At 58.1% G+C, this 23,142-nt stretch carries 21 protein-coding genes; 11 read left to right on the forward strand and 10 right to left on the reverse strand.

Features of this window, described 5'->3' with window-relative positions; genetic code table 11:
• Positions 1-1,566, reverse strand: a 1,566-nt coding sequence (locus RMS95_RS13605; protein ID WP_310646737.1) for a dihydrolipoyllysine-residue acetyltransferase, incomplete at its 3' end; no start/stop codon positions are given.
• A gap of 15 nt (positions 1,567-1,581) precedes the next feature.
• A complete protein-coding gene (gene aceE, locus RMS95_RS13610; protein WP_310646738.1) occupies positions 1,582-4,293 on the reverse strand; it encodes a pyruvate dehydrogenase (acetyl-transferring), homodimeric type in 2,712 nt (903 codons plus the stop codon).
• 160 nt (positions 4,294-4,453) lie between these two features.
• On the opposite strand from aceE, the gene RMS95_RS13615 reads away from it, so the two are divergent.
• The 8 genes from RMS95_RS13615 (at position 4,454) to RMS95_RS13650 (ending at position 14,281) form a co-directional block, all read left to right on the forward strand.
• Positions 4,454-6,964, forward strand: a complete 2,511-nt coding sequence (locus RMS95_RS13615; protein WP_310646739.1) for a PAS domain S-box protein — start codon at positions 4,454-4,456, stop codon at positions 6,962-6,964.
• A 17-nt stretch (positions 6,965-6,981) separates the two neighbouring features.
• Entirely contained in the window at positions 6,982-7,608 is a 627-nt protein-coding gene (locus RMS95_RS13620) for a response regulator (RefSeq protein ID WP_310646740.1), read from the forward strand.
• 101 nt (positions 7,609-7,709) lie between these two features.
• Positions 7,710-8,576 (forward strand): bifunctional methylenetetrahydrofolate dehydrogenase/methenyltetrahydrofolate cyclohydrolase FolD, encoded by an 867-nt coding sequence (gene folD, locus RMS95_RS13625; RefSeq protein WP_310646741.1) that lies wholly within the window; start codon positions 7,710-7,712, stop codon positions 8,574-8,576.
• A 12-nt stretch (positions 8,577-8,588) separates the two neighbouring features.
• A complete protein-coding gene (locus RMS95_RS13630) occupies positions 8,589-10,676 on the forward strand; it encodes a M3 family metallopeptidase (protein WP_310646742.1) in 2,088 nt (695 codons plus the stop codon).
• A 5-nt stretch (positions 10,677-10,681) separates the two neighbouring features.
• On the forward strand, positions 10,682-11,293 hold the full coding sequence (locus tag RMS95_RS13635; protein WP_310646743.1) for a LysE family translocator: 612 nt from the start codon (positions 10,682-10,684) through the stop codon (positions 11,291-11,293).
• 79 nt (positions 11,294-11,372) lie between these two features.
• Complete coding sequence (locus RMS95_RS13640; protein ID WP_310646744.1) at positions 11,373-11,900, forward strand: TRAP transporter small permease; 528 nt, start codon at positions 11,373-11,375, stop codon at positions 11,898-11,900.
• A complete protein-coding gene (locus RMS95_RS13645; protein WP_310646745.1) occupies positions 11,897-13,195 on the forward strand; it encodes a TRAP transporter large permease in 1,299 nt (432 codons plus the stop codon). The genes RMS95_RS13640 and RMS95_RS13645 overlap by 4 nt, the downstream gene beginning before the upstream one ends.
• A gap of 48 nt (positions 13,196-13,243) precedes the next feature.
• Positions 13,244-14,281 carry a DctP family TRAP transporter solute-binding subunit gene (locus tag RMS95_RS13650; protein WP_310646746.1) on the forward strand — a complete coding sequence of 346 codons (1,038 nt, stop codon included), beginning with the start codon at positions 13,244-13,246 and terminating at the stop codon, positions 14,279-14,281.
• Between the two features lie 86 nt (positions 14,282-14,367).
• On the opposite strand, the gene RMS95_RS13655 is transcribed toward RMS95_RS13650, so the two are convergent.
• Both RMS95_RS13655 and rpiA read right to left on the reverse strand, forming a co-directional pair.
• The gene (locus RMS95_RS13655) at positions 14,368-15,072 is read right to left on the reverse strand and encodes an SDR family NAD(P)-dependent oxidoreductase (protein ID WP_310646747.1); all 705 of its coding nucleotides are present in this window, start codon (positions 15,070-15,072) and stop codon (positions 14,368-14,370) included.
• Positions 15,069-15,767 carry a ribose-5-phosphate isomerase RpiA gene (rpiA, locus tag RMS95_RS13660; RefSeq protein ID WP_310646748.1) on the reverse strand — a complete coding sequence of 233 codons (699 nt, stop codon included), beginning with the start codon at positions 15,765-15,767 and terminating at the stop codon, positions 15,069-15,071. Before rpiA ends, RMS95_RS13655 begins: the two co-directional genes overlap by 4 nt.
• A 43-nt stretch (positions 15,768-15,810) precedes the next feature.
• Between rpiA and RMS95_RS13665 the strand changes: the two genes are divergently transcribed.
• The gene (locus RMS95_RS13665; protein WP_310646749.1) at positions 15,811-16,902 is read left to right on the forward strand and encodes a quinone-dependent dihydroorotate dehydrogenase; all 1,092 of its coding nucleotides are present in this window, start codon (positions 15,811-15,813) and stop codon (positions 16,900-16,902) included.
• On the opposite strand, the gene RMS95_RS13670 is transcribed toward RMS95_RS13665, so the two are convergent.
• From RMS95_RS13670 to RMS95_RS13685, 4 genes are all read right to left on the reverse strand, one after another.
• A complete protein-coding gene (locus tag RMS95_RS13670) occupies positions 16,881-17,372 on the reverse strand; it encodes a C40 family peptidase (protein WP_310646750.1) in 492 nt (163 codons plus the stop codon). The genes RMS95_RS13665 and RMS95_RS13670 overlap by 22 nt on opposite strands.
• A 14-nt stretch (positions 17,373-17,386) precedes the next feature.
• Positions 17,387-18,496, reverse strand: coding sequence for an NAD(P)/FAD-dependent oxidoreductase (locus RMS95_RS13675; RefSeq protein ID WP_310646751.1), 1,110 nt, complete (start codon positions 18,494-18,496; stop codon positions 17,387-17,389).
• 102 nt (positions 18,497-18,598) lie between these two features.
• Positions 18,599-19,144, reverse strand: coding sequence for a TIGR01841 family phasin (gene phaP, locus RMS95_RS13680; RefSeq protein WP_310646752.1), 546 nt, complete (start codon positions 19,142-19,144; stop codon positions 18,599-18,601).
• Positions 19,145-19,319: 175 nt separating this feature from the next.
• Positions 19,320-19,787: a phospholipase D family protein gene (locus RMS95_RS13685; protein ID WP_310646753.1), complete on the reverse strand. Its 468-nt coding sequence runs from the start codon at positions 19,785-19,787 to the stop codon at positions 19,320-19,322.
• Between the two features lie 227 nt (positions 19,788-20,014).
• Between RMS95_RS13685 and RMS95_RS13690 the strand changes: the two genes are divergently transcribed.
• Both RMS95_RS13690 and RMS95_RS13695 read left to right on the forward strand, forming a co-directional pair.
• The gene (locus RMS95_RS13690) at positions 20,015-21,235 is read left to right on the forward strand and encodes an MFS transporter (RefSeq protein ID WP_310646754.1); all 1,221 of its coding nucleotides are present in this window, start codon (positions 20,015-20,017) and stop codon (positions 21,233-21,235) included.
• Between the two features lie 30 nt (positions 21,236-21,265).
• On the forward strand, positions 21,266-22,192 hold the full coding sequence (locus RMS95_RS13695; protein ID WP_310646755.1) for a 3'-5' exonuclease: 927 nt from the start codon (positions 21,266-21,268) through the stop codon (positions 22,190-22,192).
• Here RMS95_RS13695 and RMS95_RS13700 read toward each other — a convergent pair.
• A complete protein-coding gene (locus RMS95_RS13700; RefSeq protein ID WP_310646756.1) occupies positions 22,189-22,572 on the reverse strand; it encodes a hypothetical protein in 384 nt (127 codons plus the stop codon). The genes RMS95_RS13695 and RMS95_RS13700 overlap by 4 nt on opposite strands.
• A 119-nt stretch (positions 22,573-22,691) precedes the next feature.
• Positions 22,692-23,078, reverse strand: a complete 387-nt coding sequence (locus tag RMS95_RS13705; protein WP_310646757.1) for a hypothetical protein — start codon at positions 23,076-23,078, stop codon at positions 22,692-22,694.
• Positions 23,079-23,142 lie beyond the last annotated feature (64 nt).

A 23,142-nucleotide genomic window follows, 5' to 3' on the forward strand; every position in this document is an offset into this window, starting at 1 on the left:
CAAACGTGGCACAAATTCTTTGCCGTTCCACACGGGTTCCATGGTGCTCTTGCACACACCGAGGATGGCCACTTCGGGCGCGTTGATGATGGGCGTGAAGTACTTGCCACCAATGCCGCCGAGGCTAGAGATGGTGAAAGTAGCGCCTGTCATTTCTGCGGGGCCGAGTTTGCCGTCGCGGGCTTTCTTGGCCAGCTCGCCCATTTCTTGGCTGATTTGCAACACGCCTTTTTTGTCGCAATCGCGGATGACCGGAACCATCAAGCCATTGGGCGTGTCAGCGGCAAAGCCGATGTGCCAGTAGTTTTTGTAGACCAGCGCGTCGCCACCATTCGAACTATCTAGCGAGCTGTTGAACTCGGGGTATTTCTTGAGCGCAGCCACGCAAGCCTTGATCAAGAACGCCAGCATCGTGACTTTGACGCCCGACTTTTCGTTCTCTTTGTTGGTCGAGACGCGGAAGGCTTCGAGGTCGGTGATGTCAGCATCGTCGTGGTTAGTGACGGCTGGAATCATGATGGCGTTGCGCAACAAATTCGCACCGCTGATCTTCTTGATGCGGCCCATTTCTTTGCGCTCGATGGGGCCGAACTTGGCGAAGTCGACCTTTGGCCAAGGGATGAGGCCCAAGGCTGCACCATCACCACCCGAAGCCGCAGGGGCTTTGGCCGCTTGCGCTTTGGTTTGGGCAGCACCCGACATGACGGCCTTGGTGAAGGTTTGCACGTCGTCTTGGGTAATGCGCCCCTTGGGGCCATTGCCTTTGACTTCGTCCAAAGGCACACCGAGTTCGCGGGCGAACTTGCGCACCGAAGGCGATGCGTGGGGCAACCCCAGCGTCGACGCACCTGGCGCATGGGCAGGTGCGGCCACAGCAGCCACTGCGGCAGCAACCGCCGTAGGTGCAGCCACAGCAGCCGGTGCCGAAGCAACAGCGGCAACCGCAGCGGCGGCAGGTGCAGCCACGGCAGCAGCGCCAGCAGACACCGCGCCTTCCAAAATGGCCAACAAATCGCCAATGTTGACGGTGTCGCCCACTTTGACTTTGAGATCTTTGAGCACGCCGGCATGTGACGACGGAATTTCCATCGACGCTTTGTCGGACTCCACCGTGATCAACGATTGCTCGACCTTGATGGTGTCGCCAGGCTTGACCATCACCTCAATGACAGCCACGTCTTTGAAATCACCAATGTCTGGCACGCGAATTTCAATGGGGCCCGATGCGGCGGCAGCTGGGGCCGCGGCCACAGGGGCAGGTGCAGCGGCCACAGGTGCGGCAACTGCAGGGGCAGACGCGCTGGCAGCCGCAGGGGCTGCGGCGACGCCCGCGGCTTCCACCACCAACACCACAGAGCCTTCTTTGACCTTGTCACCCAAGTTCACGCGCAGTTCTTTGACCACGCCGGCTGTGCTCGATGGAATTTCCATCGAGGCTTTGTCTGATTCGACGGTGATCAGGGACTGGTCCGCTTTCACGGTGTCGCCCACTTTGACCATCAACTCAATGACGGTCACTTCATCGAAATCCCCGATGTCCGGGACTTTTACTTCTAGCAATGCCATGTTGTGTCTCCCAGATTAAGCGTACAGCGGGTTGATCTTGTCGACTTTGATGCCGTACTTTTTGATGGCTTCAGCCACTTGTGCCACGGGCACGGTGCCTTCTTCGCTGAGGGCTTTGAGTGCCGCAATCACGATGTAGTGGCGGTTGATTTCAAAGTGCTCACGCAGCTTGCTGCGGAAGTCTGAACGACCGAAACCGTCGGTGCCCAACACTTTGTAAGTACGGCCTTTGGGGATGAACGGACGAATCTGTTCAGCATAGGCTTTCATGTAGTCAGTCGAGGCGACCACGGGGCCGACGTAAGGGTCCAACTGGGCAGTCACAAACGGCACTTTGGGTGCGTCGGTGGGGTGCAACAGGTTGTAACGCTCAGCGTCTTGGCCGTCGCGGGTCAGCTCGTTAAAGCTTGGGCAGCTCCACACGTTGGCAGCGATGCCCCAGTCTTTGGCGAGCAAGTCGCGTGCGGCGATGGACTCGCGCAAGATGGTGCCCGAGCCCAACAAGTTCACGCGAGGTGACTTCTTGTCACCCTCACCTTGTTGCAGCAAGTACATGCCTTTGATGATTTGCTCTTCGGTGCCGGCTTTGAGGCCAGGCATGGCGTAGTTTTCATTCAACAAAGTCAGGTAGTAGAAGACGTTGTCTTGCTTCTCGACCATGCGCTTCAAACCGTGGTGCAAGATGACGCCGACTTCGTGTGCGAAGGTGGGGTCATAAGACACGCAGTTCGGGATGGTGTTGGCCATGATGTGGCTGTGACCGTCTTCGTGCTGCAAGCCTTCGCCGTTCAAAGTGGTACGGCCTGAGGTGCCGCCCAACAAGAAGCCGCGTGCTTGCATATCGCCCGCCGCCCAAGCCAAGTCGCCAATGCGCTGGAAGCCGAACATCGAGTAGTACACGTAGAACGGCACCATGATGCGGTTGCTGGTGGAGTAGCTGGTGGCTGCCGCAATCCAGCTCGACATGCCGCCGGCTTCGTTGATGCCTTCTTGCAAGATTTGACCGGCTTTGTCTTCGCGGTAGTACATCACTTGGTCTTTGTCGACCGGTGTGTAGTTTTGACCCGCGGGGTTGTAAATACCGATTTGACGGAACAAACCTTCCATACCAAAGGTACGGGCCTCGTCCACCAAAATGGGCACCACGCGTGGGCCCAAGGCTTGGTCGCGCAAGAGTTGCGTGAGGAAGCGCACGTAGGCTTGGGTGGTCGAAATTTCACGGCCTTCGGCCGTAGGCTCCATCACCGATTTGAAGATGTCCAACGCAGGCACGGTGAAGTGCTCTTCCGCTTTCGTGCGACGGTGTGGCAAGTAGCCGCCCAAGGCCTTGCGGCGCTCGTGCAGGTATTGCATTTCTGGGGTGTCATCCGCAGGCTTGTAGAACGGCACGTTGGCCAATTCGCTGTCAGGCACAGGAATGTTGAAGCGGTCACGCATGTACTTGATGTCTTCATCCGTGAGCTTCTTGGTTTGGTGAACGTTGTTCTTGCCTTCACCGGCCTTGCCCATGCCAAAACCTTTGACGGTTTTGATCAACAACACCGTGGGTTGGTCTTTGTGCTTCACCGCAGCGTCGTAAGCGGCGTAGACCTTTTGTGGGTCGTGGCCGCCGCGCTTCAAGTTCCAAATTTCGTCGTCGCTCATGTGCGAGACCATTTCGAGCGTGCGTGGATCGCGACCGAAGAAATGCTTGCGCACATAGGCGCCGTCGTTGGCTTTGAACGCTTGGAAGTCGCCGTCCAAGGTTTCCATCATGATCTTGCGCAAGGCGCCGTCTTTGTCGCGGGCCAAGAGCTTGTCCCACTCGCTGCCCCACAAGAGCTTGATGACGTTCCAGCCTGAGCCACGGAATTCGCCCTCTAACTCTTGCACGATCTTGCCGTTGCCACGCACGGGGCCGTCCAAACGTTGCAAGTTGCAGTTGACCACGAAGATCAAGTTGTCGAGTTTTTCGCGAGCCGCCAAACCGATAGCGCCCAAGGATTCAACCTCGTCCATCTCGCCGTCGCCGCAGAACACCCAGACCTTGCGGTTTTCGGTGTTGGCAATGCCGCGTGCGTGCAAGTACTTCAAGAAGCGCGCTTGGTAAATGGCCATCAAGGGGCCCAAGCCCATTGACACGGTGGGGAACTGCCAGAACTCAGGCATGAGTTTGGGGTGTGGGTAACTGGACAGGCCTTTGCCATCGACTTCTTGACGGAAGTTGAGCAACTGCTCTTCGGTCAAGCGGCCTTCCAGGTAGGCACGGGCATAAACGCCGGGCGACACGTGACCTTGGATGTACAAGCAGTCGCCGCCGTGGTTTTCGCTCTCGGCATGCCAGAAATGGTTAAAGCCCGCACCAAACATGTGGGCCAAAGATGCGAACGAGCCAATGTGGCCGCCCAAGTCGCCACCGTCTTCTGGGTTGTGGCGGTTGGCTTTGACCACCATCGCCATCGCGTTCCAACGCATGTAGGCGCGCAGGCGTTCTTCAATTTCGATGTTGCCAGGGCAATGGGCTTCTTGATCGGGTTCGATCGTGTTCACATAGCCAGTGTTGGCAGAGAACGGCATGTCGATGCTGCTCTCGCGCGCGTGTTCGAGCAGTTGCTCCAACAAAAAGTGGGCGCGCTCAGGGCCCTCGGCATTGATGACGGCCGACAAAGCGTCCATCCATTCACGGGTTTCTTGGGTGTCTGCATCGTTTGTGACGAATGTGCGCAGATCTGTCGGTTGTGCTGACATGCTTGTCTCCTATATGTGGCACGTGTATTGGCTTTTGACTCCAGGCAGAAGTTTCTCACATTTTTTGCAAATTTCAAATAGCGCCACTCCATTTCTTATTATGAAATTCATTTAGGGTTTTTACCAAATTGGCAAAAAAGCCGCCTCTAAACTAGACACCATGCGAAAGCCACACCCCTTCACATTTGTCAAACCTTTGGCCATCCGCTGGAACACTTGGTGGCGCCAACAAACACCGAGCCGCCAAGACCGTTACGCCTTCATGGCGCCGCTGGCAGCGGTGGTGTTGTTTTTGGCCGCCATCACGACTGCGTTTTGGTATTTGAAATTTGAAGAAATCGACCGCGAGCAAGAAACTGTACGCCGTGACGTGGAATATGCACAACAGCGTTTGCGCTTACGTTTGCTCGACAAGCAAGAGCAGCTTTTGCGCATGGCCCGCGAGGTGGCCAACCGTGAAACCAGCGTGGCAGAGTTCCCCACAGAAGCGCAAGCGCTGTTGACCCAAAGCCCTGAAATCACGGGTCTCTCATGGCTAGACGGACGAAGCCGCGTACGCGCCACCTACGCCAGCGTGGGGGCAGCGGTGGTGCATTGGCAAGGCGAAAACCTCAACCACAGCGCCACCAAAGCCACCTTAGAGCTGAGCCGTGACTTGCTGCAACCGGTGTACTCGCAGCCCATCACTTACAGACATGCCAATGCCGAAACGATGACTCAACTTGAACTCCAAGTGCCCATCGTCAACCACGGCAAATTTGAAGGCGTGATCTTGGCTGAATACAGCCTAGACGGCTTGCTGCGTTTTGCGGTGCCGACCGAAATCAGCAACAAATACGCGGTGTCTTTGCGCGATGCCGACAACAACGTGCTGGCGGGTCAGGCCAACAAGTCCCGCCCCCGCGTTACCGAGGTATTGCCGTGGTTGCTCAAAACCAACGACTACGAAGTGCCCATCACGCCCGTCGGCTACGCCTTGTCCTTGCACGCACAGGCTTACCGCACCTCCCAAGGTCTGATTGGCAACGGGGTGTTTTGGCTGGTCGCCGTGCTCAGCGCCATGACGGCGTGGATGTTGATTGGCACGTGGCGCCACACCCGCCGACGCGTGCAAGCCCAACAAGCCCTCGTCGCAGAAACCAACTTCCGCCGCGCGATGGAAAACTCCATCCTGACCGGCATGCGGGCCATGGACATGAAAGGCCGCATCACGTACGTGAACACGGCGTTTTGCCAAATGACGGGCTGGCGTGAAGACGAGTTGGTGGGCTGCGAAGCGCCCTTCCCCTATTGGCCCGATGACGACATTGCTGGCCTTCAACTCAAGCTCAACCAAGAGTTGCAAGGCGACACCACGTCCAGCGGCTTTCAGGTGCGCGTCAAGCGCAAAGACGGCTTGGTGTTTGACGCCCGCCTCTACGTGTCACCTTTGGTGGATGCCCGTGGCCAACAAACCGGCTGGATGACCTCGATGACCGATATCACCGAGCCCAACCGCATTCGAGAACAGCTTTCCGCCGCACACGACCGCTTCACCACCGTGTTGGAAGGCTTGGACGCTTCGGTGTCTGTGGCGCCCTTGGGCAGCAAAGAACTGCTGTTTGCCAACAAGCTCTACCGCCAATGGTTTGCGCCCAACACCGTGGGGCACTTGAATTTGGTGGCAGAGGCTGGCTTGCTGCGCCAAATGCAAATGGACACATCGTCAGAAGCCTCCAACGACGATGCCTTGGATGAAGACGATGGCATGGCCGGCTTCCCCACCGACGGGCTGACCGAAGTGCGCAGTGAAAACGCTGAAATCTTTGTGCCCGAATTGGGCAAATGGCTGGAGGTGCGCTCGCGCTATCTGAACTGGGTGGACGGTCGCTTGGCGCAAATGGTGATTGCCACCGACATCACCCCACGCCGTAACGCCGAAGAACAGTCGCAAGTGCAGGCCGAGCGGGCCCAAGCCGCCAGCCGTCTAATCACGATGGGTGAAATGGCCTCCAGCGTGGCGCATGAGTTGAACCAACCACTAACCGCCATCAACAACTATTGCAGCGGCATGGTTTCGCGCATCAAAGCCAACAACCTGAGCGAAGAAGAGTTGCTCAAAGCCTTAGAGAAAACCGCGCATCAAGCGCAGCGGGCAGGCCAAATCATTCAACGCATCCGCAGTTTTGTGAAGCGCAGCGAGCCCAACCGAGCCCCCTCAGACATCGCGACCATGGTGGGTGAAGCCGTCGAATTGGCAGGCATTGAGATGCGCAGGCGACAAGTGCGCCTGACCCAAGTGATGGCCGATCGCATGCCGCCCGTCAATGTGGACCCGATTTTGATCGAGCAAGTACTTGTCAACTTGATGAAGAACGCCGCTGAATCCATCGACTTTGCAGAGCGCCCGATGCAACAACGCGCCGTCGAACTGAAGGTGTTGCCACGCCGCGAAGAAGGTCAACCCGTGATTGAATTCACCGTGACAGACACAGGGCGCGGTGTCGCGCCTGAAGTGATCGAACGGGTGTTTGAAGCGTTCTACTCCACCAAGCCTGAAGGCATGGGGATTGGCTTGAATTTATGCCGCAGCATCGTCGAATCGCACCAAGGCAGACTCAAAGCTGAGAACCTTTACAATGACAAAGAGATAACGGGCTGCCGCTTTTCCTTTTGGATACCCGCCCGATAAGGTTGGAGTTTTTTTTGATGAGTTTGATTCCCAAAAAAGGTACGGTCTATGTTGTCGACGACGACGAGGCTGTACGCGATTCCTTGCAGTGGTTGCTTGAAGGTAAAGATTACCGCGTGCGCTGCTTTGACTCCGCTGAAAGCTTCCTCAGCCGTTACGACGCCCGTGAAGTCGCCTGCTTGATCGTGGACATCCGCATGGGTGGCATGACGGGCTTGGCACTGCAAGACAAGCTGGTCGAACGCAAATCCCCCCTGCCCATCGTGTTCATCACCGGTCACGGCGACGTGCCCATGGCCGTGGACACCATGAAAAAAGGCGCGATGGACTTCATCCAAAAGCCTTTTGACGAAGCTGCTCTGGTGAGTTTGGTCGAGCGCATGCTGACCCAAGCCAACGAGTCGTTTGCCGAATCGCAACAAGCGGCCAGCCGCGACGCTTTGATGGCCAAGCTCACAGGCCGCGAAGCTCAAGTGCTGGAACGCATCGTGGCGGGTCGCTTAAACAAGCAAATCGCCGACGATTTGGGCATCAGCATCAAAACCGTGGAAGCGCACCGCGCCAACATCATGGAAAAGCTCAACGCCAACACCGTGGCCGACCTGCTCAAAACGGCCCTCGGACAAAACGCCCCCAAGGCGTAAACCGCACACAGTTCGCGCTGAGCACCTCACCGCGACAAGCGCCAAAGCCAACGCCCGTTCATCACGGGCGTTTTCAATTTCAAGCCCCATTTGTATACACCATGACTGCACAACTCATCGACGGCAACGCCCTCTCCAAACAACTCCGCGCCCAAGTCGCTGCCGACACGGCGGCCCTCAAAGCCAAAGGCCTGACCCCGGGTTTGGCCGTGGTGTTGGTGGGCGAAAACCCAGCCAGCCAGGTGTATGTGCGCAACAAAGTGAAAGCGTGCGAAGACGCAGGCTTGCATTCGGTGCTCGAAAAGTACGACGCCAACATGACCGAAGCTGACTTGCTGGCCCGCGTGGAAGCCCTCAACAACGACCCCGCCATTCACGGCATCTTGGTGCAACTGCCCTTGCCTGCGCACATCGATGCACAAAAGGTGATCGAAGCCATCAGCCCCGCCAAAGACGTGGACGGTTTCCACATTGCCAGCGCGGGTGCGCTCATGACCGGCATGCCAGGTTTCTGGCCTTGCACGCCCTACGGTTGCATGAAGATGTTGGAGAGCATTGGCTACGACCTCAAAGGCAAACACGCGGTGGTGATTGGCCGCAGCAACATTGTGGGCAAACCCATGGCCTTGATGCTTTTGCAAAAAGATGCCACCGTGACGGTGGCGCATTCGCGCACCCAAAACCTCAAAACCCTCACCCTGCAGGCCGACGTGATCGTGGCTGCCGTCGGCAAGCGCAATGTACTGACGGCAGACATGGTCAAACCCGGCGCCGTGGTGTTGGACGTGGGCATGAACCGCAACGATGAAGGCAAGCTCTGCGGCGATGTGGACTTTGACGGCGTGAAAGAAGTCGCCGGCTACATCACCCCCGTGCCAGGCGGCGTGGGACCGATGACCATCACCATGTTGTTGGTCAACACCTTGGAATCGGCGCAACGTGCCTTATCTGAGAAGCAACCCGCTTAACGAGTCCAGACGATGACATCCAACACCACACACGCCAACCCCCTTCTCGACTTCAGCGATCACCCGCTGTTCGATGTCATCCAACCCACACACATCGCGCCAGCGCTTGACCAACTCTTGCCTGCAGCCGATGCGGCCTTAGAGCAAGTCACCGCCGCCGACTTCCCTGCCGAGTGGCGTGCGATTGCCGCGGTGCTGGACGTGGCCACCGAAAAGTTGAGCCGTGCTTGGGGCGCGATCAGCCATTTGCATTCGGTGGCCGACACCCCAGAACTTCGCGCCGCCTACACCGAGGCACTGCCGCGCGTGACCGAGTTTTACACGCGCTTAGGCGCCGATGAGCGCTTGTATGCCAAGTACAAAGCCATTGCGTTGGCCAGCTTGAACGCCGAGCAGCGCCAAGCCCATGACAATGCCATGCGCAACTTCGTGCTCTCTGGCGCCGAACTGGTCGGCGCCGCCAAAGAACGCTTTGCAGCCATTCAAGAGCGCATGGCCGACGTGAGCCAAAAATTCAGCGAAAACGTGCTGGACGCCACCGACCAGTGGTCGGCCATCGTCACGGCTGACGAATTGGCCGGCGTGCCTGAAGACGTGCTGCACGCCACACGCGCCGCAGCCGAAAAAGACGGCGTGGCAGGCCACAAACTCAACCTCAAAATGCCGTGCTACTTGCCCATCATGCAGTTCGCCCACAGCTCGGCCTTGCGAGAAAAACTCTACCGCGCCTACGCCACACGCGCCTCCGACCAATCAGAAGCGGTGCAAGCGGGCAAAACTGAGCAAGACAACACGCCTTGGGTGAAAGAAATCTTGGCGCTGCGTCAAGAAGAAGCGCAGTTGTTGGGCTACGCCAACTACGCCGAGGTCTCGCTCGCCACCAAGATGGCCCAGTCGCCGGCCGAGGTGATGGCCTTTTTGCGTGACTTGGGCCAGCGCGCCCGCCCCTACGCTGAAAAAGACGTGGCCGAAATGCGCGCCTTCGCGGCCGAACACTTGAACGTGCAAGACCCACAGCCTTGGGATTGGCCGTACATCGGCGAGAAGCTCAAAGAAGCGCGCTACGCCTTCAGCGAACAAGAAGTCAAACCCTACTTCACGGCGCCCAAAGTCTTGGCTGGTTTGTTCAAGATTGTGGAAACCTTGTTCGAGGTGAGCATTCGCCGCGATCAAGCGCCCGTGTGGCATCCCGCCGTGGAGTTCTACCGGATTGAGCGCCACACCGAAGAAACCCGCGGACGTGGCCTGCCACCGGTGCTGGTCGGCCAGTTCTACCTCGACCCCGGTGCGCGCTCGGGCAAACGCGGCGGCGCTTGGATGGACGATGTACGCGCCCGTTGGCTGCGCCCCGACACAGGTGCATTGCAAACCCCCGTGGCGCACCTTGTGTGCAACTTCGCGGAAAGCGTGGGCAACAAGCCACCGCTGCTGACGCACGACGACGTCATCACCCTCTTCCACGAGTGCGGCCATGGCTTGCACCACATGCTCACGCAAGTGAACGAGCGCGACGTGTCGGGCATCAGCGGCGTGGAATGGGACGCCGTTGAGCTACCCAGCCAATTCATGGAAAACTTCTGCTGGGAGTGGTCCGCGCTGCGCCACATGACCGCGCACGTCGACACCGGCGAGCCGCTGCCACGCGCGTTGTTCGACAAAATGCTGGCCGCCAAAAACTTCCAAAGCGGCTTGCAAACGCTGCGCCAAATTGAGTTCTCGCTCGTCGATATGCGCTTGCACACCGAAGGCGACAAGGCACAAGACTTCATGCAAGTGCTGCGCGATGTGCGCGCCGAAGTGGCCGTGTTGCAAAGCCCTGCATGGGGCCGCACGCTGCACACCTTCAGCCACATCTTTGCAGGCGGCTATGCCGCGGGCTACTACAGCTACAAGTGGGCCGAGGTGCTGAGCGCTGACGCCTACGCTGCGTTTGAAGAAACCGCAGGTGCCGATGGCGAACCCAGCATTGAAACGGGCCGCCGCTACCGCGAAGCGATTTTGGAAGTCGGTGGCAGCCGCCCTGCGATGGCATCGTTCAAAGCCTTCCGTGGCCGCGAACCCAAACTCGACGCGCTGCTGCGCCACCAAGGCATGGCCTAAGCACCATGTCTGCTGCCGAGCTGTCAGCCCTGCTGATGTTGCTGACGGCCACCAGCTTCACGCCGGGCCCCAACACCACGCTCTCCACCGCTTTGGCGGCCAACCGAGGGCTGCGACATGCTTTGCCGTTTGTGGTGTCAGTCCCCGTGGGCTGGGGCTTGATGCTCAGCCTGTGTGCCGCAGGCGTGGGCGCGTTGATCCAAGCGCAACCGGCATTACGTATCGGCATCCAAGTGGTGGGCGTCGCTTATTTGCTGTGGCTGGCGTTCAAATTGGCGCGTGCAGGCGCGCTAGCCAACGCCCACATGGAACGGCTAGACGTGACGTTCATGCAAGGCGTGATGCTGCAGTTCGTCAACATCAAAGCGTGGATGCTGGCCTTGACCCTCGTTTCTGGCTGGCTCGCCGGTCGCGAACACCTGTGGCAGCGCTTGAGTTGGCTCTTGCCCGCCATGGTCGCTTTTGGTTTTGCCAGCAACTTGACCTACGCCCTCATCGGCTCACTGTTGCGGGCTTGGCTCAACGGCCCCAACCACACCGGTCTGCGGCGACGCTGGTTCAACCGTGGCATGGCGGCGATCTTGGTCATGACCGCCGCTTGGATGGCCACGTTTTAACGGGCCCGTCGCGCACAAAATGTGGCGACAGCGCGTGCTAAAGTCCTTGCGTTATTGGCTATAGGCGCTTACTTTTTCTATGTCTCACCTCCACGAACCGACGCACTTGCCCGTTGAGATCCATGATCCAGCCGCGCAAGACGAAGTCACCGTTGTTCCCCTCAAGATTGAAGACTGGCTCACAGTCATCGTGATGGGCTTGCTCTCGCTCATCACGTTTGCCAACGTGTTGGTGCGCTACTTCACCGACCAGTCGTTTGCATGGACCGAAGAGTTTTCGGTGTTCTTGATGATTGTGTTGTCGCTGGTGGCGGGCTCTGCGTCTGTGGCGCGCAACCGCCAAATTCGCATCGAGTACTTTGCCGACAGTGGCTCGCCTGAGCGACAACGTGCCCTCGCCCGTTTTGGCGCCATCATGGTGTTTGTGTTGTTTGCGCTCATCGCCGTGCTGAGTTCGCGCGTGGTGTGGGACGACATTCGCTTTGAAGAAACCTCGCCCGGCATTGGCGTTCCGCAGTGGTGGTATACCATTTGGCTGCCCATCATGTCGGTGGCCATTGCAGGCCGCGCCTTGGGGCTCTTCATCCGTCGGGGGCGTCGCGCATGATCCCCACGCTCCTCTTTGTTGCTTTCCTCGCCATGATGTTGGCTGGCGTGCCCATCGGCGCGTCCCTCGGTTTGGCGGGTGCTGCTTGCATTGCCTTGGCCAACTCCGATGCGCAGTGGTTTGGTTTGCTGGCTGTGCCGCAAAACTTCTATGCGGGCTTGGGCAAGTACCCCTTGCTGGCCATTCCCATGTTTGTGTTGGTCGGGTCTATCTTTGACCGTTCCGGCGTGGCTTTGCGTTTGGTGAACTTTGCCGTGGCCATCGTCGGCCGTGGCCCTGGCATGTTGCCCTTGGTCGCCATCATGGTGGCGATGTTCTTGGGCGGTATTTCGGGCTCTGGCCCAGCCAACGCGGCCGCAGTGGGCGCGGTGATGATTTCGGCCATGTCACGCGCCGGCTATCCACCCGCGTTCTCGGCCAGCGTGGTGGGCGCGGCCGCAGCGACTGATATTTTGATTCCCCCGTCTGTGGCCTTCATCGTGTATTCGGTGTTGGTCCCCGGTGCGTCGGTGCCTGCGCTGTTTGCGGCAGGCATGATTCCTGGCGTGTTGGCAGGCGTCGCCCTCATCGTGCCTGCGGTGTGGATGGCGCGCAAACACAAAATGGGCGCGCTCGAAGCCAGCTTGCCACGCCCAGCGTTTTGGCAAAGCTTGCGCGAAGCCACTTGGGGCTTGGCTGCACCGATTTTGATTTTAGGCGGCATGCGTGCCGGTTGGTTCACACCCACCGAAGCGGCTGTGGTGGCGGTGTTCTATGGTTTGTTCGTGGGCATGGTGATTCACCGCACGATCAAGGTGAAAGACTTGTTCACCATCCTGCAAGAGTCAGGCGAGCTGTCGGCCATCATTTTGTTGGTGGTGTCGCTCGCGGGCATCTTCGCGTTCTCGCTGTCCACCCTCGGTGTGATTGACCCCATCACCAACGCCATCGTCAACTCAGGGTTGGGTGAGTACGGCGTGTTGGCGCTGCTGATTTTGATGCTCATCACCGTGGGCATGTTTCTCGACGGCGTGTCGATCTTCTTGATTTTTGTGCCACTGCTGTGGCCCATCGTACAGTTCTACAAATGGGACCCTGTGTGGTTTGGCGTCATCCTGACGCTGAAGGTTGCGCTGGGTCAGTTCACGCCACCGCTGGCCGTGAACTTGATGGTGTCTAGCCGCATCGCCGGTGTGCGCATGGAAGAAACCGTGCCGTGGGTGGGCTGGATGTTGTTTGGCATGTTTTTGGTGATGGTGGCGGTCATCGCTTGGCCTGAGTTGGCTTTGTGGCTGCCGCGTTACATGGGCTATTGACAAATAGGCCCAAGATTTCGAGTTCGTTTTAATAAGGAGATAGAGACCATGAAACTTCGCAGAACCCTTTTGAGCTTGGTGGCCGCTGCCGCCGTGATGGGCACCTTCGCAGGCACCGCCTCGGCACAACAGGCCTACAAAGCGGAATACCGCATGTCGTTGGTGCTCAACGTGCCCACCCCTTGGGGCCAAGCTGGCAAGCTGTGGGCCGACATGGTGAAAGAGCGCACGCAAGGCCGCATCAACATCAAGATGTACCCAGGCGTGTCGCTGATTCAAGGTGACCAAACCCGTGAATTCAGTGCCTTGCGCCAAGGTGTGATTGACATGGCCGTGGGCTCGACCATCAACTGGTCACCCCAAGTGAAAGAACTCAACTTGTTCTCGCTGCCCTTCTTGATGCCCGACTACGCCGCCGTAGACGCGCTCACCCAAGGCCAAGTGGGCCAACACATTTTCAAAACGCTCGAGAAATCTGGCGTGGTGCCATTGGCATGGGGCGAGAACGGCTACCGTGAACTCACCAACTCCAAGCGCGCCGTCAAGTCGCCTGAAGACTTGAAGGGCATGAAGATTCGCATCGTCGGCTCACCCATCTTCTCGGACATGTTCAGCACTTTGGGCGCCAACCCCACACAAATGAGCTGGGCTGACGCACAACCGGCCCTCACCAGCGGCGCGGTGGACGGCCAAGAGAACCCCTTGTTCTTGTTCAACTTGCTCAAAATGCACACCGTGGGCCAAAAGTACATCACCACCTGGGGTTACATGGCTGACCCGCTCGTGTTCGTGGTGAACAAAGAAATTTGGAACTCATGGACACCGGCTGACCAAGCCATCGTGCGTCAAGCAGCTTTGGACGCTGGTCAGCAAGAAATTGCGATTGCCCGCAAAGGTTTGATCGAAGCCGACAAGCCCGTCATCAAAGGCATCGAAGCGTTGGGCGTGACCGTGACCCAACTCACCCCCGCACAACGCGACGAGTTTGTGAAAGCCACACGCCCCGTGTACAACAAGTGGAAAGCCACCATCGGTGCTGACTTGGTGAACACCGCTGAAGCGGCGATTGCCGCGCGTAAGAAGTAACGTCTGCTGCGCCCAAACAAAAACCCGCTTCGGCGGGTTTTTGTTTGCTCAAAATGCGCGTGATTTCTGAACGCGTTAGCCCTTCATCACCAAGCAATCGCTTCAGCTTTGTAATCGACGAAATGTGCAGCGGCTTGCGCAGGTAAGGCATCCAAAGCGCTGAGCAAACCTGCCGCCGATTGCGCGGGCGTGAGGCAGTCTTTCGCAGGCACAAACGGGGCTGACAAGCGCGATGCCACCGTGCCCGGCTGCATGGCAGCCACCACCAACTGCGGGCGTTTACGCGCAGCTTCGATGGCGGCCGTTTGCAACACCATGTTCAACGCCGCCTTCGCGGCACGGTAGGCATACCAACCGCCCTTGCGGTTATCGCTGATGCTGCCCACACGGGCTGAGAGCTTGGCGTAAATGCTGCGCTGCTCGGTGGCCAACAAAGGCACAAAGTGTTTGAGCAGCAACGCAGGACCGATGGTGTTGACCTCAAATGCGCGAGCCAGCTGCAAGGCATTGAGCGCGCCCATGTGTTTTTCTGGCCCCTGCCCATCGATGGTCAGCGCACCCGTGGCGTCGATGATGAGGTGAAAAGGCCCTTGAGCTTCAGCAACGAGCGCAGCCGCTGCAGCGGCCATGCTGGCTTCGTCTTCCAAACGAAAGGCAGGCTGTGAGCTGCGCGACAAGCCCGCCACTTGGGCGCAAGCCGTGTCGGCCTGCAAGGCCTGAACAAAGGCACTGCCTAACGCGCCCGATGCACCCAGCACCAAAGCACGATACGACGTGCCTAGGCTTTTCAAAACTTCAGCGTTTTCACGCCGGTGGATGTGCCCAGCAAACAGACCTGCGCTTTTTGATGCGCAAACACACCCACCGTCACCACGCCCGGCCATTGGCTGACCTCGGTTTCAAACTGCAGGGGGTCGCTGATTTTCAAGCCCGTCACGTCCACAATGTGTTGGCCGTTGTCGGTGACCAATGGCTGGCCATCTTTCAAACGCACTTTGGCGCTACCACCCATCGCGGCGAACTGGCGCATCACGCGTGCAGTGGCCATGGGGATGACTTCAACGGGCAAGGGGAACGCGCCCAGCGCATCGACCAATTTGCTCTCATCCGCAATGCACACAAACCTTTTGGACTGTGCGGCCACAATTTTTTCGCGGGTCAACGCAGCACCGCCGCCTTTGACCATGTGGCCTTGGTGGTCGATCTCGTCTGCACCGTCGATGTAGACCGACAGGCTTTCCACCTCAGCAGCTTCAAACACGCGGATGCCCAAGGCTTGCAAGCGTTCGGTGGAAGCCACCGAGCTCGACACCGCACCTTTGATTTGGTCTTTCATGGTGGCCAGCGCATCGATGAACTTGTTCACCGTGGAGCCCGTGCCCACGCCCACCACCTCGCCGGGCACCACGTATTGCAAGGCGGCTTGACCCACCAAAGTTTTCAATTCATCTTGTGTCAGGGAGGCTGCGTTTTGTGGGGTGCTCATGGGCGAAAATCCGAGGTTGATTGACCAAAGCTTGAGATTATCCATGTCGTTGTTGCCTTATTCACTTGCCCGCCCTTTTCTGTTTGCCATGGATGCCGAAACTGCCCATGAGCACACGCTGGCCATGCTGGCCCGCACGCAAAACACGCCGCTGGCTTGGGCTTACTGCCAAACCCGCGTGCAAGACCCCGTGCAACTGGCTGGCTTGACCTTCCCTAACCGTGTGGGCTTGGCCGCTGGTTTGGACAAAAACGCGCACTGCATCGACGGCTTGGCCGCGATGGGCTTTGGCTTTGTCGAAGTGGGCACCGTCACACCCAAAGGCCAACCCGGCAACCCCAAGCCGCGCATGTTCCGATTGCCGCAAGCCAATGCCCTGATCAACCGCCTTGGCTTTAACAACGAAGGCTTGGATGCTTTCTTGGCGAACGTGAAGCTGGCGAAGTTCCGCAGCAACGCAACCCAGCAAGGCGGCACGCCCATGCTGCTGGGCCTGAACATCGGCAAGAACGCTGCCACCCCCATTGAAAACGCGGCAGACGACTACCTGATTTGCCTCGACGGTGTGTACCCGCACGCCGACTACGTGACGGTGAACATCTCCAGCCCCAACACCAAAAACCTGCGCGAGCTGCAAAGCGACGAAGCGCTGGACGCACTGATCGGCACACTCGCCAAGCGCCGTGCTGAGTTGGCCCAAAAGCACAACAAACAAGTGCCGGTGTTCATCAAAATTGCGCCAGATTTGGACAGCGATCAAATTGCGGTGATTGCAGCCACCTTGAAGCGTCACTGCGTGCACGAGGGCACGCCATCGTGGGGCGTGATTGCCACCAACACCACCATCGCACGCGATGCGGTCAAAGGCATGGCGCACGCCGAAGAAACCGGCGGTCTCTCAGGCGCCCCCGTGTTCGAAAAAAGCAATGAAGTGATTCGCCAGCTGCGTGCGGCGATGGGCCCCAACTTCCCCATCATCGGCGTAGGCGGCATTTTGAGTGGCGACGATGCCGTGGCCAAAATCAAAGCGGGTGCGGACGTGGTGCAGATCTACACCGGTCTGATTTACAAAGGCCCCGCGTTGGTGAAAGAGGCCGCTCTGGCCATTCGCGATCAAGCAAAAACGGTGCGATAACCTTCGAACCGCTTGGACCAATACACATGGTTCAAGCGCTCTGTTTTCACACCTGTTCGCTCATTGGCCGCATGCACAAATTTGCCAGAGCCGATGTAGATGCCCACATGCGAGAAAGCGCTACCCAGCGTGTTGAAAAATACCAAATCGCCGGGGTGGGCCTGCGCCGGCTCAATGGGTTTCGCCACCTCGGCCATTTGTGCCGCGCTGCCTTTGAGCGGGATGCCTGCTGACTCTTTGTAAACAAAACTCACCAAGCCCGAACAGTCGAACCCCGTGTGCAGTTTTTTACCGCCATAGGTGTAGCCACGGTCCAACATGGCCATGGCTTGCATGACGATGTCTTGGCGCTTGGCGGGGTTATTGGGATAACTGGATGACGTTGCTGTCGACGCCCCTTTGCTTGGCGCCGTCGAACACCCAAACAACCCAGGTGTGAGGCAAGCGGCCAGAAAGAGACGTTTGTTCATCGCCGACATCGCCCTTATTGCAGCGCCTGTCGCACAGCCTCGCCAATGGCGAGGGAACTGGTCAAGCCCGGCGACTCAATGCCGAACAAATTCACCAACCCCTTCACGCCATGCACGGCGGGGCCTTGGATGCAAAAGTCAGCCGACGCCTCTTGGGGGCCAGAGATTTTGGGGCGAATGCCGGCATAGCCCGCTTGCAGTGCGCCATCAGCCAAGGCTGGCCAATATTTGCGCACCTCGGTGTAGAACAGTTGCTCGTGCGCGGGCGACACCACCAAGTCGTCGGGACGGTCGACCCACTGCACATCGGGGCCAAATTTGGCTTGACCGCCCAAGTCGAGGGTCAAATGCACGCCCAAACCTGCGGCTTCAGGCACGGGGTAAATCAAGCGTGAAAACGGCGATTTGCCCGAGAGCGTGAAGTAATTGCCCTTGGCAAAGTAAGCCTGCGGCACATGCTGCGCGGCCAAGCCCTGAAAATTGCGCGCCAGCCAAGGCGCGGTCAAACCCGCCGCATTGACCACCGTTTGCGCCATCAACTCCGAGCCATCGGCCATGCGTAAAACGATGCCTTCTGGTGTGCAAAGACCATGGGTTACCGCCGAATTGAACGCGACGATGCCACCTGCATTTTCAAAATCGCCTTGCAACGTGAGCATCAAACCGTGGCTGTCCACGATGCCTGTGCTGGGCGAATGCACAGCAGCGACACACGACAAGGCGGGCTCCATCGCTTGGGCCGCTGCGGCGTCGAGCAACACCAAATCGGTCACGCCATTGGCATGGGCTTTTTGAACGATGGCCTCCAAGGCCGGCACTTGACTGGCGTGCGTCGCCACGATCAACTTGCCGCAGCGCTGGTGGCCAATGCCACGTTCGGCCGCATAGGCATACAACATCTCCCGACCTTGCACACACAGCTGCGCTTTGAGTGAACCTTGTGGGTAATAAATACCGGCATGGATCACTTCGCTGTTGCGCGAACTGGTTCCTGTGCCAATTGCATCGGCGGCTTCGAGCACCAACCAATCGCGTGCGTTGTCTGACGCTGCCTGCGTCAACGCACGTGCAACGGCCAAGCCCACGACCCCCGCGCCTATGACGACGCCATCTACTTTGTCCAAAGCGACACTCCTTGTTCGACAGGCTCTTATTAGAACCAAAAAAAACGGCACCCGAAGGTGCCGTTTCAAGGTCTTGGAAAACCTGAAAGAGTCAACGTTGGATCAACGCTTTTTAGCCGCTGTTTTGCCAGCGTTCAAAGCGGTGGCGGTGATGGATTTCATGTTGGCTTCGGCCACTTCAGTCGCTTGTTTCACCGCTTTTTGAACGGTCTCCAAAGCATTGTTGCCAGCGGAAACAGCCGTTTTGAAAGCAGCCACAGCGGCTTCAGAACCGGCGGGTGCATTTTTGGTGGCGTTGTCGATCATGGCGTGGAAAGCTTTTTGAGCTTCAGCCACTTTGCCTTCGACATGGCCTTGGAATTCAGAGCCAGAACCGGTTGCGATTTCGTACAAGTGGCGGTTGTAAGCCACGGCTTTTTCAGCCAAAGGCTGAAACAGGCTGGCTTGCAAAGCCAACAACTCTTGGGCGTCTTTCACGCTCAAAGCAGCTTGGCTTTGTTGTTGCGAATCAGCCAAAGCAGATTTCGCAGCCGCCAAATTCAACTCGATGAGTTGTTCCACGCCGGAGAAAGCTTTGCTGGTCAAACCCATCAGAGTTTCCAAATTGGCTTTGTTGGCAGCGATGATTTGTTCAGGTGTCAGGTTCATGTGGAATCTCCAAAATTAATAAAAGATGAGAACTGCTCAGAACTTGCCCACCTGGGCTGCTTTTTGTTGCAGTGCAGCATGGGTTGAATTCTAAAGAAAATGTCAGCATTGACAAGTGATTAGCCTTGCTCAACAAGGTCTTTAGAGCTGGCAGACTAAATCTGGTCGAGAAGCGTCAGTCTCGCCCATGTGCCCAATGTTGTGCCCATTGGACCTTGTAAGTGTGCGCCAAAGGCAGGGATTTAAGAATCAACACATTCTCGGCATTTCGCGTTTCTGCCGAATTGGTAAAATTGAAGCTACCGGTAATCACCACGGCCTCGTCAATCACCATCACTTTGTTGTGTGCAATGGCATGCTGACCGTCTTCACGCACAGGCACATGAGCGGCTTGCAGCAGATGGGCCACATCGCGGTTGGATGGGCTTGTTTTCAAATCCAACAAGACTTGCACCGTCACCCCGCGCTGTTGCGCCCTCACCAAGGCTTGGGCGATGGCGTGGTGTGTGAACCCGTAAGCCTGCACCAGCACCTCGTGCTCACTGGCATCGATGGCTTTGACAATGGCAGCCGCCGCGCCAGCAGGGGGTGTGAAATAAACGCCCAGCACCTCGGCCATAGGCCCGCTGGGCGCGGGTGCCACGAGCGGTGCGTCGACGGACGAGCAACCCACCGCAGTAAGCCCGAGCAGGCACGCGCCCAACATTCCACAAAAAACACGCCTGTATAACATCGGCAAATGTTAGCAATGCAATGACAAAAATACAGAATTAATTAATTTAATAATAAATTCATCAAATAGACAGTTGCATCAATTCGTGCACCCGTGCGACGCGTGCCTAGCGCTGCACGTAGTAAAGTGGCGGCGCTTTGAAATCTCACCCACATCCCCCCTCCCACGACCTGTCGCCCACCACCCGTCGGGCGATTTTTCTGTTGTCCTTGGCCACGTTTTCGAGCATGGCGGTGCAGCGCATTTGCGACCCCATGCTGCCGGAACTGTCGCGCGAATTCAGCGCACCGATCAGCGAAGTGGCTCAAGTTATTTCTGTGTTTGCCATCGTTTATGGCTTGATGCAGTTGTTTTACGGCCCCGTGGGCGACCGTTTGGGCAAGTACCGCGTGGTGATGCTGGCCACCTTGGTCTGCACCGTGGGATGCGTGTTGTCGGCATTGAGCGGTGATTTGCAATTTCTCGTTGCGGCGCGGGTGGTCACAGCGCTGGCAGCCGCGGCCATCATTCCACTGACCATGGCGTGGGTGGGCGACATGGTGCACTACGAAATGCGCCAAGAAACATTGGCCCGCGTGGGGCTGGGCACCATGCTGGGTATCACCGCTGGCCAGCTGTTTGGCGGTTTGCTGACAGACACATTGGGCTGGCGTTGGGCGTTTGCATTAATGGCTGCATTTTTTTGCACCGTCACGTGGTTGCTGTGGCGCCATAGCGCTCGCCTCGACCACACGCCCCCTGCCGACCACGCGCCAGCCGGTTTTTTCAAACAACTCGCCCAAGTCGCGCACAACCCGTGGGCGCGAACGTTATTGGGCACGGCGCTACTGGAAGGTGCCACGGTGTTTGGCTTGTTGGCTGTGACGGCTTCTCACTTGCACCACACACATGGCATTTCTTTGACCTTGGCTGGTGCCACCACCGCGCTTTTTGGATTGGGTGGCATGGCCTACATGGCCTCCGCCAAAGTGACGATTCGGCGCTTTGGCGAAGTGGGCTTGGCCCGCTACGGCGGCTGGGCTTTGGGCTCGGCCTTTGGCGTGATCGCCCTCACCCCTTGGTGGCCCTTGGCCATTCCGGCGTGTTTTGTGGCGGGCTTTGGATTTGCCATGTTTCACAACACCATGCAGGCCAAAGCCACGCAAATGGTGCCCACTGCCCGCGCCACGGGCGTGACCTTGTTTGCGGGCTTTTTGTTTCTGGGCCAATCCTTGGGGGTGCTGGCGTTGGCCGCGTTGATGGGCCACTTTTCATCCAGCGCGGTGATGGCTTGTGATGCGGTGGTGGTGGTGGCCTTGGGCTTGTTCTTTTCGCGTGCCACAGCGCAGCGCAACGCCACCGAGGCGGATCGCACTTAAACTTTTTTCATTTCACCGTATTCTTTTTGTATGACCGACTCGCTCTCTTCTCACGCCCTCGAACAGCTCGCCCAACAGCTGGAGCAACACCCTGACTACCGCGTGCTGCGCCGCTTGGTGCCGCGCCACACGATGAACGAGGCACTGCCCGGTCAACGTCTGTGCAAAGGCGTGGTGCTCGACACCGAAACCACAGGGCTTGATGCCACCAACGACCGCGTGATCGAGCTGGGCATGCTGGTGTTTGAGTTCGATCCGCAAACCGGTGTGGTCTACAAAGTGCTGAATGTGTTTGACGAGCTGGAAGACCCAGGCTTTGCCATCCCCCCAGCCACCACCGCGGTGCACCACATCACCGACGAGATGGTGCAAGGCAAACGCATCGATGACGCCCAAGTGGCCGCACTCATGAAAGACGTGCAAGTGGTGATTGCCCACAATGCCAAATTTGACCGTCCGTTTGTAGAGGCGCGCTGGCCCCTGTTTCAACACTTGAACTGGGCCTGCAGCATCAACGACATCAACTGGCGTGATGAAGGGTTTGGCTCGGCGAAGCTGGAGTATTTGGTCGGCACACAAGGCTATTTTTACGAGGCCCACCGTGCCGAAGCCGATTGCTGGGCTTTGCTGGAGTTGCTCAATCAGGTGCTGCCGCAAAGCCAACAAACCGCCATGCTGGCCTTGCTAGAGACGCTGAACAAGCCGCAAGAAAAAATCTATGCCATCAACTCGCCGTTTGAAACCAAGGACATGCTCAAAGCGCGTGGCTACCGTTGGTCAGCCGAGTTGCGCTGCTGGAGCCGTGTGGTGGCTGGCCCGCAAGAGAGACAGCAAGAGTTGGACTGGCTCAAGAGCCGTGTTTACGGCCAACGCAGCGCACGGGTTGAAATCGAGACCATGGGCGGCCAAGTGCGCTACTCCAGCCGCGAAGGTCACAAAGAAATGGTGACGCTTTAATAGTTCACCACTTGCCAAGGCACTTGGCAGGTGGGCACTTGGGGGTAATAAGCCTGCGCTGTGCTGCAAAAGTACGCCACACGAGGTCCCACGGCATAGGGCTGAGGAGCCACCACGATTTGCGGTTGCACGGCATAGCTGGGCGTACTGGCGGCGTAAATGGCGCCGCCCAACAGGGCTGCGCCCACCACGGGCCCCACCCAATTGTTGCCCCAGCCACCTCGGTAGCCATAGCCGCCACCGCCGTGATGCCCCCCGTTGTAGTGGCCCACATAGCCACCGCCGCCGTGCCAGCCACCGTGACCACGGCCATCGGCCATCGCGGGAACAGCACTCACACATGCCAACAAACACAGCAAGAGTTGGGGAAGACGTTTCATGGGGAACTCACTTTGCAAAAGTTGCGATCAAAGACCTTGCGGTCTCGCTCACAACGCGCCTTACCTGCTCGCGGATGACAGCCGAGCAACCCTGACTCAAAAAAGCCTGGATGCCCAGATCAACGCGGAGTCACCACCAACCAAGGACTGACGCAGGTGGGCACCTGAGGGTAGTACTGACGCGTTTCTTGGCAGTAATAGGCTTCCGCGGGTGCGGGCATGCCGCCAGCTTGCATGCCATAGGCAGGCTGAGGCGTGGTCACTACCACGGCCGGTGGATGGGTGATGATGACGGTCGAAGGCTGTACATCAGGATAGGGCCGCGACAAATACACAGCCGTTCCCACCATGGCGCCACCGACCAGCGCAGGGGCCCACCAGCCGCCGTAACCCCAACCACCGCCGTGACGGTAGCCGCCCCCGCGGTAGGGACCATGCGCTTGGGCTGCACTGAAACACAGCATCAAAACCAAACCAAGGCCAATGGTGCGTCGATTGAACTTCATGTGGGCGTTCTCCTCTATAGACCGTTATTGTCTACCGCCAATTCACCGCTGTGTCGACCCGCTG

Origin of the sequence: Limnohabitans sp. (assembly GCF_031539175.1) — a bacterium.
GTDB lineage: Bacteria > Pseudomonadota > Gammaproteobacteria > Burkholderiales > Burkholderiaceae_C > Limnohabitans.